The organism is Spirillospora sp. CA-128828, assembly GCF_050945415.1.
GTDB lineage: Bacteria > Actinomycetota > Actinomycetes > Streptosporangiales > Streptosporangiaceae > Spirillospora.
On sequence record NZ_CP191986.1, the window covers coordinates 1,333,876 to 1,347,228 of the forward strand.

Annotated in this window: 12 protein-coding genes; 6 read left to right on the top strand and 6 right to left on the bottom strand. The window is 73.3% G+C overall.

What is annotated here, in order from left to right:
- Window positions 1–116: 116 nt before the first annotated feature.
- Window positions 117–860 carry a DUF3027 domain-containing protein gene (locus tag ACQPXG_RS06915; RefSeq protein ID WP_433469910.1) on the top strand — a complete coding sequence of 248 codons (744 nt, stop codon included), beginning with the start codon at window positions 117–119 and terminating at the stop codon, window positions 858–860.
- 4 nt (window positions 861–864) lie between these two features.
- Window positions 865–3,819, top strand: a complete 2,955-nt coding sequence (locus ACQPXG_RS06920) for a sacsin N-terminal ATP-binding-like domain-containing protein (protein WP_433466777.1) — start codon at window positions 865–867, stop codon at window positions 3,817–3,819.
- Here ACQPXG_RS06920 and ACQPXG_RS06925 read toward each other — a convergent pair.
- Both ACQPXG_RS06925 and ACQPXG_RS06930 read right to left on the bottom strand, forming a co-directional pair.
- Entirely contained in the window at window positions 3,816–4,076 is a 261-nt protein-coding gene (locus ACQPXG_RS06925; RefSeq protein ID WP_433466778.1) for a DUF2530 domain-containing protein, read from the bottom strand. The genes ACQPXG_RS06920 and ACQPXG_RS06925 overlap by 4 nt on opposite strands.
- A gap of 4 nt (window positions 4,077–4,080) precedes the next feature.
- A complete protein-coding gene (locus tag ACQPXG_RS06930) occupies window positions 4,081–4,656 on the bottom strand; it encodes a TetR-like C-terminal domain-containing protein (RefSeq protein WP_433466779.1) in 576 nt (191 codons plus the stop codon).
- A 103-nt stretch (window positions 4,657–4,759) separates the two neighbouring features.
- Between ACQPXG_RS06930 and ACQPXG_RS06935 the strand changes: the two genes are divergently transcribed.
- The 3 genes from ACQPXG_RS06935 (at window position 4,760) to thpR (ending at window position 7,678) form a co-directional block, all read left to right on the top strand.
- Window positions 4,760–5,230: a MarR family transcriptional regulator gene (locus tag ACQPXG_RS06935; protein WP_433466780.1), complete on the top strand. Its 471-nt coding sequence runs from the start codon at window positions 4,760–4,762 to the stop codon at window positions 5,228–5,230.
- Between the two features lie 491 nt (window positions 5,231–5,721).
- Window positions 5,722–6,978 carry an MFS transporter gene (locus ACQPXG_RS06940; RefSeq protein WP_433469911.1) on the top strand — a complete coding sequence of 419 codons (1,257 nt, stop codon included), beginning with the start codon at window positions 5,722–5,724 and terminating at the stop codon, window positions 6,976–6,978.
- A 76-nt stretch (window positions 6,979–7,054) separates the two neighbouring features.
- Window positions 7,055–7,678 (top strand): RNA 2',3'-cyclic phosphodiesterase, encoded by a 624-nt coding sequence (thpR, locus tag ACQPXG_RS06945; protein WP_433466781.1) that lies wholly within the window; start codon window positions 7,055–7,057, stop codon window positions 7,676–7,678.
- Here thpR and ACQPXG_RS06950 read toward each other — a convergent pair.
- From ACQPXG_RS06950 to ACQPXG_RS06960, 3 genes are all read right to left on the bottom strand, one after another.
- Window positions 7,615–9,714: a hypothetical protein gene (locus ACQPXG_RS06950; protein WP_433466782.1), complete on the bottom strand. Its 2,100-nt coding sequence runs from the start codon at window positions 9,712–9,714 to the stop codon at window positions 7,615–7,617. The two genes, thpR and ACQPXG_RS06950, sit on opposite strands and share 64 nt — an antisense overlap.
- Before the next feature lie 128 nt (window positions 9,715–9,842).
- Window positions 9,843–10,856, bottom strand: a complete 1,014-nt coding sequence (locus tag ACQPXG_RS06955) for a hypothetical protein (RefSeq protein WP_433466783.1) — start codon at window positions 10,854–10,856, stop codon at window positions 9,843–9,845.
- Window positions 10,857–10,907: 51 nt separating this feature from the next.
- On the bottom strand, window positions 10,908–11,060 hold the full coding sequence (locus ACQPXG_RS06960; protein WP_433466784.1) for a hypothetical protein: 153 nt from the start codon (window positions 11,058–11,060) through the stop codon (window positions 10,908–10,910).
- Window positions 11,061–11,076: 16 nt separating this feature from the next.
- On the opposite strand from ACQPXG_RS06960, the gene ACQPXG_RS06965 reads away from it, so the two are divergent.
- Entirely contained in the window at window positions 11,077–12,006 is a 930-nt protein-coding gene (locus tag ACQPXG_RS06965) for a class II glutamine amidotransferase (protein ID WP_433466785.1), read from the top strand.
- Between the two features lie 55 nt (window positions 12,007–12,061).
- Here ACQPXG_RS06965 and serC read toward each other — a convergent pair whose 3' ends face one another.
- On the bottom strand, window positions 12,062–13,198 hold the full coding sequence (gene serC / locus ACQPXG_RS06970) for a phosphoserine transaminase (protein WP_433466786.1): 1,137 nt from the start codon (window positions 13,196–13,198) through the stop codon (window positions 12,062–12,064).
- Between the last annotated feature and the right edge of the window lie 155 nt (window positions 13,199–13,353).

Consider the following 13,353-nt stretch of genomic DNA (forward strand, 5'->3'; position numbering starts at 1 on the left):
TGAGCCCACAGCGTCAGTCCAGCCCTGCGCGTCCGGCCGCCGCGCGCACCGCCTCCGGGACCGCCCGCCGGACCCGTACGCCCGCCATCGACACCGCCTGCGCCGAGGCCGTCGACCTGGCCCGCGAGGCCGCCGCCGACACCGCCCGGCCCGGCCGGGTCGGCGAGCACCTCGGTGTGCGCGCCGACGCGGACCGCGTGGTCACGCACTACTTCACGTGCCTCGACGCCGCGTACACGGGCTGGCGCTGGGCCGTCACCGTGACCCGTGCGTCGCGCGCCAAGTCGGTCACGGTCAGTGAATGCGTCCTGCTGCCCGGCGACGACGCCCTCCTCGCGCCGCCGTGGGTGCCGTGGCTGGAGCGGCTGCGCCCCGGCGACCTCGGCCCCGGCGACCTGCTCCCGACCGCGCCCGACGACGTCCGGCTCGCCGCCGGCTTCACGCAGGTGGACGAGACCACCGACCGCGAGGCGCAGTGGGAGCTCGGCCTCGGCCGGGTCCGGGTGCTGTCCCGGGAGGGCCGGGACGAGGCCGCCACCCGCTGGTACGACGGCGTCGCCGGCCCGCGCGCCCCGATCGCCGCGTCCGCGCCCGCCCAGTGCTCCACCTGCGGCTTCTTCGTCGCCCTCGCGGGCGAGCTGCGGCAGGTCTTCGGCGTCTGCGCCAACGAGTACGCCCCCGACGACGGTCGCGTCGTCTCCGCCGACCACGGCTGCGGCGCCCACTCCGAGGCCGTGTCCCTTCCGGCCGTTTCCGAGCACAATCCGCCGGTCATCGACGAACTGGGCTACGAGATCGTCCCGCCGAGTGGTGACGAGGACGCCGCGTCACTGGACGACGAGGCTCTCGGCCACAGCTGATCCCATGGAGGACGTGTTCGGCGCCGGGGACCTGCGTGAGCGCGTGCTGCGCGCCTGGGCCGAGTCGCCGGCGCGGTTCCGCGAGGACGCCAACGCCGAAGAGGACCACGCCCTTGGCGGCTATCGCGATCGCGTCGTCATCGAGCTTGCCCAGAACGCCGCCGATGCCGCGCTCCGTGCCGCTGCCCCCGGCCGTCTCCGCCTGACCCTCCGCACCGATGGCCGGCCGGTGCTGATGGCGGCGAACACGGGTGCGCCGCTGGACGCCGCCGGCGTGGAGGCCCTCTCCACACTTCGCGCCTCAGCCAAACGCGACGAGACCGGAGCGGTCGGCCGTTTCGGCGTGGGCTTCGCCGCCGTCGTCGCCGTGACCGACGAACCGTCCATCGCGTCTGGGGCGGCGGGGGTCGGGTGGTCGCTGGAGCGGGCTCGGGGGCTGGCCGAGGCGATTCCGGGGCTCGGTGACGAACTTCGGCGGCGGGGCGGACATGTTCCGTTGCTGCGGTTGCCGTTCGCCTTGGATGAGCCGCCCGAGGTTCCGGACGGGTTCGACACGGTTGTGCGGTTGCCGTTGCGGGACGACGCGGTCGGGTCGGTCCGGCGGCAGCTGGGGCAGGTCGGGGCCGCGCTGATGCTGGCCTTGCCTGCCCTGGAGCGCGTTGAGACCGATGTTGACGGGGACGTCCGGACGCTGACCGCCGAGCATCGCCCGCCGGGCGAGGTGGTGATCGACGGGGGTGTGTGGCGGACGGTCGAGGCGCATGGGGAGATTCCTGCGGCGCTTCTGGAAGACCGTCCGGTTGAGGAACGGGGACGCCCTTTCTGGCAGGTGCGTTGGGCCCTGCCTGAGGACGGCCTTCCGGAAGGCACGCCGAGTGTTCTGCATGCGCCCACGCCCAGCGACGAACGGCTTGATCTGCCCGCGTTGCTCATTGGGTCGTTTCCACTCGCGCCTGATCGGAGGCATGTTGCGCCAGGGGCGCTGACCGAGTTCCTCGTGGACCGGGCTGCGGACGCCTATGTGAGGTTGTTGAGCGAGCTGCCCGTTTCGCCGAAGGTGCTCGGGCTCGTCCCAGGGCCGGTCGGGGCGGGGGAACTCGACGCGCGGATTCGGCGGGGGATCCGGGAGCGGCTTCCGGAGGCGCCCTTGCTGCCCCACCGCACGCGCGGGCGGGACGCGATCGCCGTGGACGCGCCGGCCGCGTTCGTCGGCGTGCTCGGCGGCGAGGACGCCGTGGTCGGCGGCCTGCTGCCGCCGGAGTGGCCCGCCCGGAGCCCGGCGCTGGCCGCGCTCGGGGTCCGGCGGGTGGAACTGGCCGACGTCATCGATGAGCTGGCCGCTGTGGACCGGGAACCCGCGTGGTGGCATCGGATGTACGAAGCGCTCGCAGGGGCCGCCACGGACGCTCTGGGGGCCTTGCCGGTGCCGTTGGCGGGCGACGCGGGTCGTCTGGTGCGAGGACCGCGGGGGTTGTTGATCGCGGATGGCGTCGATCCGGCGGGATCGGAAGCGCTGGGCCTGCGATTCGTTCATCCGGAGGCCGTGCATCCGCTGCTGCTCCGGCTCGGGGCGGTCGAGGCGGGGCCGCGGGCCGTGCTCGCGGACGCGGCCGTGCGTGCGGCCGTCGCGGATTCGTTCGAGGCCGAGGACCCGGACGCGGTCGCCGAGGCCGTCCTGGGGCTGGCCGCGGCCGCGCACGTCGATCCCGGTGACGAGCCCTGGCTGGCCGAACTGGCTCTGCCGGGGGACGACGGCGAGCTCTACCCGGCGGGTGAGTTGCTCCTGCCGGAGAGCCCGTTGCGGGGCCTCATGGCGGAGGACGCGCCGTTCGGCGTCGTGGACGGCGAGACGCTGGAGCGGTGGGGTCCGGAGACGCTCACGGCCGTCGGCGTCTTGGACGGGTTCGCCCTCGCCAAGGCCGAGGACGTGAACCTCATGGGCCTGGCCGACGAGGCCGAGACCCTGGAACTCGACGACGAGGATCTGTGGGCGGACGACGTGCTGCGGCGCATCGGCGCCCAGGACCTTCCCCCGCTCGTTCCCGAGTTCGCGGCCGTCCGCGATCTGGAACTCGTGGACGACTGGACGGCCGCGCTCAAGGTTCTCGCCGAACCGCCATGGCGGGCCGCGATCGTGGATCCCGCCCACGTCACGCTGCACAACGGTATGCGTGTCGCCGTCCCGTCGTACACGGCGTGGTGGCTGAGTCGACACCCGGTTCTGGACGGCCGTAGACCCGGCGAGTTCCGGCTAGGCGGCGACGAGTCCCTGACCGGCCTCTACGACGTCGCGCCAGAGGGCTTGGACGAGCGGCTCCTGCTTGCTCTGGGAGTCCGCACATCGCTCACGGACCTGCTCGACGAGCCCAGGGGCGCCCAAGAGTTGCTCGACCGGCTCGGTAACCCTGACCGATCCGTGAGCCGCGCTCAGTTGGGCGTGCTGTGGACGGCCTTGGCGGACACTCCAGAAGCAGTCGTTGAGCCGCCCGACCGTGTGCGTGCAGTCGTGGACGGAGAAGTCGAGGTCGTCGACGCTGCGGACGCCCTCGTCCTGGACAGCCCCGATGTCCTGCCTCTCCTCCAAGGGCAACCGCTCATCATCGCCGCGCAGGGAAGGGACGTGCGGCTGGCCGAAATGCTCGACCTGCCCCTTGCGGGCGATGAGGTGCCGGGAGTGGTCGAGTCGGAGGGCGAAAAGCGTCCGGTGCCAGGTTTCGTCAAGGCCGTCCTGCCGGATGCCCCCGCCGGCTACCTCGCGCATGAGCGCCTGACCGTCGACGGCCAGAACGTCCCGTGGTGGACGAGGGACGGCCAGATCCACGCGAGCAACGTCAGTGGCCTGGCACGAGCTCTCGCATGGTCCACGGGGCACTGGACCGACCGGCTCCTGCTGGAGGCCGTCCTACGCGACCCTGGAACCCTGCCAATGCTGCTGGCCGAAGACGACCTGCAGCCCTAGCCGGCCGTTCCGCGCTTGGCGGCGCGGTCGGCCTCCTGCCGGGCCCGCCCGGCCTGGAGCCTGGGGGTGTACCACATGGCGAACAGACCGATCACGACGCCGGCACCGCACACCCACAGCCACCACCGGTCGTCGGACGGCAGCCCGACGATGAGCAGCACGACGAGTGCCACCGCCCAGGCGGCCGTGCCCGCGGCCGCGATGCGGACATCGTTGGTCTGCATCGGCGGGGGGTCCGGGCGGCGCGGAGGGGTCATGGGATCAGGCTACGTGGCGGCCCTGGGCCAGACCTCCGATGACCATGGTGATGAGAAGCTCATAACTGGCCTCCAGGTCCGCGGGCAGCCCGAAGCCTCCCGCCGCCTCCAGGACGGCGAACCCGTGCACGGCCGAGCGCAGGCAGCGGGCGGCGTGCACGAGCTCCGGGCCCTCCAGCGCATAGCCGCGCAGGGCCCCGTACAGGATGTTCAGGATGCGTTCCGCCGCGGCGTCGCGTGCGGTGGAGTCGTCCTGGGCGGACGTCTGCTCCATCGCGCCGTAGCGGTCCGGGTGCTCCACCACATAGGACCGGTAGGCGTACATGAGCGCCCGGACGGCGTCGTCGCCGGACCGTCCCAGCGCCGCCTCCCCGAGCCGTCCGGCCAGCTCTTCCAGCACGCGTGCGGTGACCAGGTGTCGCAACTCGGCGAGATTGCGGACATGCTTGTAGAGGGAGGGCGTCGCGACCCCTGCCCTTCCCGCCACCGCCGCCAGCGTGAGGGCACCGGGACCCCCGGCGTCCACGACGGCGACGGCGGCGTCCACGACCGCGTCCGGCGACAGTCCCGCACGGGGCATTCCGATCCTCCTTTAATATCGCTAGCTTAGAGGCTAATAGCCTTAGTGAGTGTGTCAAGCGGCGGCGTGGCAGCATGGGCAGCAGCACGGGAGACCAATGACGATGACCACCCCACCGATCCGGGGCCGCACGGCGTCCGCGCCGGGCCTGGCCGAGGAGCTGCGCATCTCGATCGCGCGGCTCTCGCGCAGGCTGCGCACGCTGCGGCCGTCCGCGGCGGGCGACGCCGGCCCGAGCCCGCTCTCGCTCACGCAGTTCGCCGCGCTCGCCGCCATCGAGCGGCACGGGTCGATGACGCCGCGCGAGCTGGCCGACCACGAGAAGGTGCAGCCGCCGTCGATGACCCGTGTGATCGCCTACCTGGAGGAGCGGGGCCTGGTCGCGCGCAGCCCGCATCCGACGGACGGGCGCCAGGTCGTGCTGAACGCGACCGAGGAGGGCGCCGCCCTGCTCGCGGACGAACGGCGCCGCAAGGAGGCGTGGCTCGCCCAGCGGCTCGGCGAGCTGACCGACGACGAGCGGGAGATCCTCCGCCGGGCCGCTCCGGTCATCGACAAGCTCAGCCGTTCCTGACCTCGCGGCGGGATTCGGGCGGCCCGCCGGTGTGATCGTCCGGATATGCCCTTGCCGGAATGCGGCCGCTCCGATTACCGTTAGCCTTGGTAATGACTTCTGCTAACGAAGGCCCCGACGAACCGGAGGGGACCGCGACGCGCGGCCCCCACGGCCGGCGGCCCGTACACCCGCCCCGGACCGCCGCCGCCAAACCGTCCCCCCTGACCGCGCCTCCCACGCGCCCCCGCCGCCGTCGCCCCGCGGCCGCCCATCCGAGCGCGCACACCCCGCCCCGCCCCGCCACCCGCGCGGCCGCCGACACCTCCACCCCGCCCGCTGATTCCGCGCCGCCTGCTGATTCTGCGGCGACTGGTGAGGCCGCACCGCCTGCTGAGGTTGCGCTCGGGCGGGAGGGAGCGGGTGTCGTGCCCGAGGCGAGCGGAACGTTCCAAGAGGGTGTCCGCGAGCCGGTGGAGCACTCTGGCGATGAGGCCGAGCGCAGCGGCGGCATGTTCCGGTCGCTCCGCAACAGCAACTTCCGGGTGTACGCGGCAGGCCAGGTCGTCTCCAACACCGGGACGTGGATGCAGCGGGTCGCGCAGGACTGGCTGGTACTCGGCCTCGCCCACGGCAGCGGCACCGCGCTCGGCATCACGACCGGCCTGCAGTTCCTGCCGATGCTGCTGTTCGGCCTGTGGGGCGGCGTCATCGCCGACCGTTACCCCAAGCGCCGGGTCCTGATGCTCACGCAGGTCTCGATGGGCGTGCTCGCGCTGATCCTCGGCCTGCTGGCGGTGTCCGGCTCGGCGCAGGTGTGGCACGTGTACCTGCTGGCGTTCGGGCTCGGCGTCGCGACCGTCGTCGACAACCCGACCCGCCAGTCGTTCGTGGTCGAGATGGTCGGCAAGCGCGACCTGCCGAACGCGATCGCGCTGAACAGCGCCACCTTCAACGGCGCCCGGCTGCTCGGCCCGGCCGTCGCGGGCGTGCTGATCGCGCTGATCGGCACCGGCCCGGTCTTCCTGGTGAACGCGGCGTCGTTCGGCGCCGTCCTCTTCAGCCTGTACGCGATGCGGACCGACGAGCTGCGTCACGCCGTCCCCGTCAAGCGCGCCAAGGGGCAGCTCCGCGAGGGGCTCCGCTACGTGCGCGGACGCCGGGACCTGATGCTCGTCCTGATCCTCATCGGGTTCCTCGCCATGTTCGGCATGAACTTCACCACCACGGTCGCGCTGGTCGCCAAGGAGGTCTTCCACACCGACGCGTCCGCGTTCGGCCTGGCGTCCAGCATGCTGGCGCTCGGCGCGCTCAGCGGCGCCCTGCTGGCCGCCCGCCGCGTGGCGCGGCCCCGGCTGCGGCTGCTGGTGGCGATGGGCCTGGCGTTCGGGACGCTGGAGGTCCTCACCGGCCTCATGCCGACGTACTGGTCGTTCCTGGTGCTGCTCGTCCCGACCGGCATCGCGATGATGACGATCACCACGGCGGCGAACGCGACCGTCCAGCTCGGCGTCGCGCCGGAGATGCGCGGCCGGGTGATGGCCCTCTACATGCTCGTCTTCCTCGGGACGAACCCGGTGGGCGCACCCACGATCGGCTGGCTGGCCGAGCACTTCGGCGCGCGGATGAGCCTGATCCTCGGCGGGCTGATCTCCGCCGTCGCCGCCGCCGCGGTGGGCGTGCTGGCGCTGCGGTGGGCGCCGGACGAGCGGGGGCGGGTGCGTCCCGCGCTGGCCCGGTTCCGCCGCGCCCGGGCCGCCGAAGGATGAAGGCCGTCCCGCCTATCCGCGTGACAACGGGCGCCACCTGCTGAAAAGCTGGCGGGGTGGCCCTCCGGACGCTCTCATGAGGCTTTTCGTGGCGCTCGTCCCGCCGCCGGACGTGCTGGACGAGCTTGAGGAGGCCGTCAGGCCGCACCTCGACGCGCTCCCCGACCTGCGCTGGATCCGGCGCGACCTGCTGCACGTCACGCTGACGTTCCTCGGCGAGGTCGACGACCGCACCCTGGACAAGCTGCTCCCCAGGCTGGAACGCGCCGCCCGCCGGCACGAGCGGATGACGCTGTCGCTGGCCGGTGCGGGCGCGTTCCCGGCCAATGGCGCCCACGCCCGCGTCCTGTGGACGGGCCTGTACGGCGACCGGCGCAGCCTGGCGCGGCTGGCCGCGTCCACCACGGCCGCCGGCCGCCGCGTCGGGACGCTGCCCGACAAGCACAAGGGGTTCCGCCCGCACATGACGCTGGCGCGGACCCGGCGCCCGGTGGACGTGCGATGGCTCGTCGAGGCGCTGTCATCGTTCGCGGGCGTGTCGTGGACGGCCGACTCCGTGCACCTGATGCGCAGCCACCTGCCCGGCAAGGACTACAGCCAGGTGACGTACGAGTCGCTGAAGACGTGGTCGCTGCGTCAGAGCTCCGGCGGCGGAGGGGCGGGACGGTCGGCGTCCGGCGGCCCCCAGGGGACGCCGTAGCGTTCGCAGGCGCGGCGCAGCTCGTCCAGGTCGGGCGGGAACGTGATCTGCCGCAGCACCCGCCCGGACGGCCCCCACACCACGAGCCGGGGCATCCGCTCGGCCGCCTCGTCGATGCCGACGCCGCCGATGCGGTCGCGGGCCAGATCCCACTCGACCTTGCCGCGCCGGGTGACGACGGCGAGACCGGCGGACGACACGCGCAGCTGCGACCGGTTTCGGTCGTACAGCCAGTAGCCGAAGAGCCCGATGGCGAACCCGAGGGGAACCGACCAGCTCGCCGTGGCGTTGAACCCGCCCAGGTCTGGGCCGAGCCAGACCGCACCCAGCAGCGCGACCGCCTCGCATAGCAGGACGCTCATCCCGTACGTGCCGATGCGGGAGCGGCGGGTCGCGTCCAAGAGCGCACCTGGTGCCGTGGCAGGGCTGGGTGGTGCGGAGACCGGGAACGTGAAGTCGTGCCCCTCCGCGAGATCGGGCTGGGAGGGGGAACCCACGCTCTGCGCGGGCACCGGAGCTGCGGCGGGTGCAGGATCGGCGGCGAGCGTGGACACGGCCGAATGGAACGCGGCGCTCAGGTAGGCGTCGTATTCGGCGTCGTTGACGGGCAGCCCGGCGCGGCGGGCGGAGTCGCGCAGGTCGGTGCGGGAGATCCGCAGCGCCGACAGGGGCGCGGCGAAGAACTCGTCGCCGTCGGAGTCGTACAGCCGGACCCAGGCGTGCCCGGCGATGGTCAGCAGCTCGATGCCGCCGATGCGGTCCTGGGGCATCTTCAGGACGACGTCGCCGGCGGCGTCCGCCCAGCCGAGCCCGTCGTCGGCGACGACGAGCCGCCCGCCGGGCACCTGCGCGAAGATCTCCGGCAGCCCTTCCAGCCCGTAGTCGGGGCGGCGCGGCGCCTTCGCGCCCGGCGTGATCACCCGGTAGCCGTGGTCGTCGAGGGCGTGCGCGAGCTGGAAGCCGTCCAGGCCGTGCGCGGGCAGCCGGGCGACGAGCTCCAGCCGGTGCCCGAACGCGAGCGCGGCGAGGTCGGCCCGGCGCGGTTCGCCGCTCAGCGGGTCGAGGCGAAGGCCGGGCCCGACGACGACCGCGGCGACGTCCCCCGCGGGAAGGTCCTGGATCTCCCGGCGGCGGCCGGGGCGGGCCCGCACCCGCAGCCGCTCCGCGGTGATCGTCCAGCGGATCTGCGCCGCCCGCAGCAGCCGGCGGCGCGCCGCGAGGACGCCGCCGGCCGCGGCGAGCGCCCAGCAGCCCGCGGCGAGCCGGGCGCCGAACTCGCCCGTCCCGTCCACCGCGATCCGGATGATCATGACGGAGCCGAGCAGCGCGGTGAGCGCGCCGAGGAGCACGATCCGGCGGCGGCTGGGCAGCGGTTCCGGAGTGTCCAGCCGCTGCTCGTCGCGCGTCCGCCCGGCCGCGGCGGCCGTCTCGGCGGGCGGCTCGTGCGCCGCCGCCAGCAGGGCCGCCTCTTGGTCGAGCAGCCGTTTCTCGGCCACGTGGTCGCGTGGCAGCGGGCCGCCCCCGGGCACGTCGTCCTCCAGCCCGGACGCGCGCAGGGCCTCGTCGAGCGCCGGATCGAGGAGGTCGTTCGCCTCGCCGTCCAGGACGTGCATCGGGATGCCGAGCCGGCGGGCCGTCACGAACACCGCGAGCGGCTCCAGGCCCATCGCGGTCATCCCGCCCACCGCGGTGCGCCCGAACCTGTGGAACACCGTCAGCATGCCGTCGCCGGTGGTGATCGCCAGGCCGTCGATCCGGGACCGCTCGTAGGAGACCATGATCAGCCCACCGGGCCCGAGACGTTCCAGGCCGGCCGCCGACAGCCGCCAGTACGGCCGGGGACGGCGGCGGCGCGCCTCCGGGGCCGCGCCCAGCAGCCACGGGATCGCCGCGACGGCGCCGATCAGCGCCGCCCACAGCCACACCGGCCGGATCGGCAGCAGCGCCAGCGCCACCGCGAGGACGGTGAACGGACCGGCGGCGACGGGACGCCACCGCCCGCCGGAACCCGCGAGTCCCACCAGCTCATGCTCCACAGTCCGCATCCTCACACGGGTCCCCGCGGGACCGTCGCCCCCTTCCACGATCCGATCGCCCTCCGAAACCGACTTCCATCGTGCCGGTCAGGTCCGCCGATTCGCACCCGTCACATCGGCCCCGGCCGTCACCGCCGTTGCCGCATCAGCCCGTAGCCGACCGCCGCGGCGATGGCGAGCGCGAGGAACAGCCCGATCCGCGTGTTGGATGCGTCCCGGTGGCCGTTCCCGCCGTTCCCCGCGTTCTTGGGCGACGGGGACGGCGACGGCAGCGCCTCCTCCGGGAGCGGAACCTGGTAGACCGGCTGGTTCCTGCCCTCCGACCCGACCAGCAGGGACCTGCCGTCGGCCGTGAACGTCACCGACTCGCCCTGCGACTGCATGGGGAGGTCGATCGTCTTCAGCGTCTCGCCCGGACGGCCGTCGGCGTCCACCGAGTACAGGCGGGCGCCGAAGTAGGTGCGGATGACGCAGGTCCGGCCGTCGGGGGAGAACGCGCCGTCGGTCGCGATGGCCGGGGCGTCCCCGATCTTGCGCAGCACGTTGAACCCGCCGGTCCGCAGCCGCGCCGGCGCCTCGTAGATCTTGCCGCCGAACAGCTTGCTGGCGATGAAGAGCCGGTTGGTGCGCGGGTTGATCATCATGGTCTCGGCGTTGCGCGGCCCGTCCGGGTACTTGATCCGGAACCGGGTCGCGGACAGCGTCCGGCTCTGCAGCCTGGACGGCTCCGGAATCCGGTACACGGTCACGTACGGCCACGCGCCACCGAGGTTGTCGCCGATGTCCGCCACGAAGATCGCCGGGCGGCCCCGGCCGTCCTTGCCGAGCGCCATCGCCTCCCAGTCGCGGGCCCCGGCGCCGCCGACCGTGAGGACGGCCTTGACCTGCCCGTCCGGGCCGAGCGCGTAGATCTTCGGGACGCCGCCGGAGTCGTTGTGGGTGTAGACGACGCCCGGATGCCGCGCGCTCGCCGCGAGCCCGCTGGACTCGGTGATCCGCGGATCCTTGATCGTGAACGCGACCCTGTCGTCCCGGCGCGCGGCCGGCGGGCCCGCGGAGGCGGCCGGCGAGAAGACGCACACGGCGGTGCCGGCGAGAACGGTCGCGGCACAGGCGCGGACGGCGGCGCGGCGTGCTGTCATGGCCCGATCATCCCCGTTCCGCGCCCCGACGATCATGTGACTTCGCGCCGGTCAGCTCAGCAGCGCACCGACGACCACGGCCAGGACGAGCGCGGTCAGCACGGTGGGAAGCAGCCATTGGGGCGCGCGGTTCACGCCCCCGAGCTTATTCGGCCCGCCACCCGGCTCGAACCGCCCGCCCATGATCTGCATCTCATCCTGCATGTGCGGATTGTTCGGGGTGCTGCGTTCGCCTTTCGCCGAGGATCCGGGGCTCGCCTCGGACGTCTTCGTCACGCTGGGAACGCTCGCGGAGGAGCGGGGCACGGACTCGGCCGGCCTGGCGCTGCTCGGCGACTGGCCCGGCCTCGGCGGGCCGGGAACCGGCGGCGCGAGCTGCCGGGTGGTGAAGGGCCGCGGGCGCTTCTCCGGGATCTGGCGGCCGGAGTTCCTCCCCGAGCTGGACCGCGCGCCCGTCGCGCTCGGCCACACCCGCTGGGCGACGCAGGGCTCCCCGGCGGAGGCGGACAACGCCAGCCCGATGGTCGTCCCCGGCACCGCCGCCGCGTTCCCCGCCACGGGCGGCCCGTCGGCCGGGGTCGTCGCCACGCACAACGGCGACATCGACGCAGCCGGCCTGCGTGCCCGGTTCGCGCCGCCGCCCGCGTCCGGCACGACCGACAGCGAGCCCGTCTTCCAGCTGCTGGCCGGCTGCCGGACCCCGTCCGACGTCACCGGGGTCCTCGAAGCCCTGGTCGGACGGGTCGCGCTGGCCTGGGTCGACCGCGACCGCCCCACCCAGGTGCACCTGGCCCGCGGCGCGCTCAGCCCGCTGACCGTGGCCGTGGACACCGACCAGAACATCTACTGGGCGTCCAACCCGCGCTGGTTCCGTGAGGCGGAGCGGCACACGCGGGTGCGGTTCGCCACCGCCGTCATGCTGCGCGAGGGCACCTACCTGAAGGTCGGCATGGAAAGCCGTCCCGGACGCCGTGACCTCCCTGAGGTGCTCGCGACGGCCACCTTCGTGCCGACCGCCCGAGACACCGACATGGACCCGCGCGTGTGGACGGGCTTCACGCGCTCCGACGCCGACAGCGACCGCGTCGGCCTGCTTCACCGGGTCGTGGAGCGCGAGGGCGGCACCGGCGGTCTGCTGACCGTCGCCTGAGGGGACGGCCCTCGGGGGCCCGGCGCGGTGCCCCCGAGGGTTTCACGGCGTTCGCCTAGAGGCGCTCGACGACGTAGTCGACGCAGGCGGTGAGCGCCTCGACGTCGTCCGGGTCGATCGCCGGGAACATGCCGACGCGCAGCTGGTTGCGGCCCAGCTTCCGGTACGGCTCGGTGTCGACGATCCCGTTGGCGCGCAGCGTCTTCGCGACGGCGGCCGCGTCCACGTCGTCGTTGAAGTCGATCGTGCCGACGACCTGCGAACGCTGCGCGGGGTCGACCACGAACGGCGTTGTGTACGACGTCTTCTCCGCCCACGTGTAGAGCCGCTGGGACGAATCGGCCGTGCGGGACGTCGTCCACTCAAGGCCGCCCTGGCCGTTCATCCACTCGATCTGCTCGGCGAGCAGCAGCAGCGTGGCCACGGCCGGGGTGTTGTACGTCTGGTCCTTGGCGGAGTTGTCCACGACCGTCTTCAGGTTGAAGAACTCCGGGACGTACCGGTCGGACATGGCGATCTCGTCGATCCGCTCCAGCGCCGCCGGGGACGCCAGCGCCACCCAGAGGCCGCCGTCGGCCGCGAAGCACTTCTGCGGCGCGAAGTAGTAGACGTCGGTCTCCGAAACGTCGACCGGCAGGCCGCCCGCGCCGGACGTGGCGTCCACCAGGATGAGGCCCTCCCGCGCCGTCGTGCCCGCCGGGCGCCTGATCGGCATCGCGACGCCGGTCGAGGTCTCGTTGTGGGTGAACGCGTAGACGTCCACGTCCTCTTCCGCGGACGCCTCCGGGTGCGTCCCGGGCGGGCCGCTGATGACGGTCGGGTCGCCCAGCCAGGGCGCCCCCGTGGTGACCTTGGCGAACTTGCTGGAGAACTCACCGAACGTCAGGTGCTGCGACCGCTGCCGGACGAGGCCGAACGCGGCCGCGTCCCAGAACGCCGTGGTGCCGCCGTTGCTGAGCAGGACCTCGTACCCCTCGGGCAGGGAGAACAGCTGGGCCAGCCCCTCCCGGACGCGGCCGACGAGGGACTTCACCGGCTTCTGCCGGTGCGAGGTCCCCATGTAGGTCGAACCGGACTCGGCGAGGGCGGCGAGCTGCTCGGGCCGCACCTTCGACGGACCGCACCCGAAACGGCCGTCCGCGGGCTTGAGATTGGCGGGAATGTCAATGCTTGGATTCGCGCTTTCGGTCACTCACCCGAGGTTATCTGACCTGTGTTTGCCCAGGGGGGCGACCCCCTGGAACCCCCGTCACGGGCGGGAGGCCGTTTCCCGATCCGCTCCGCGTCTCGCGAAACGGCCTCCCGCCCGGCGGACCGTGCGACCTCCGGGCGCAGAGCGCCCTCCGG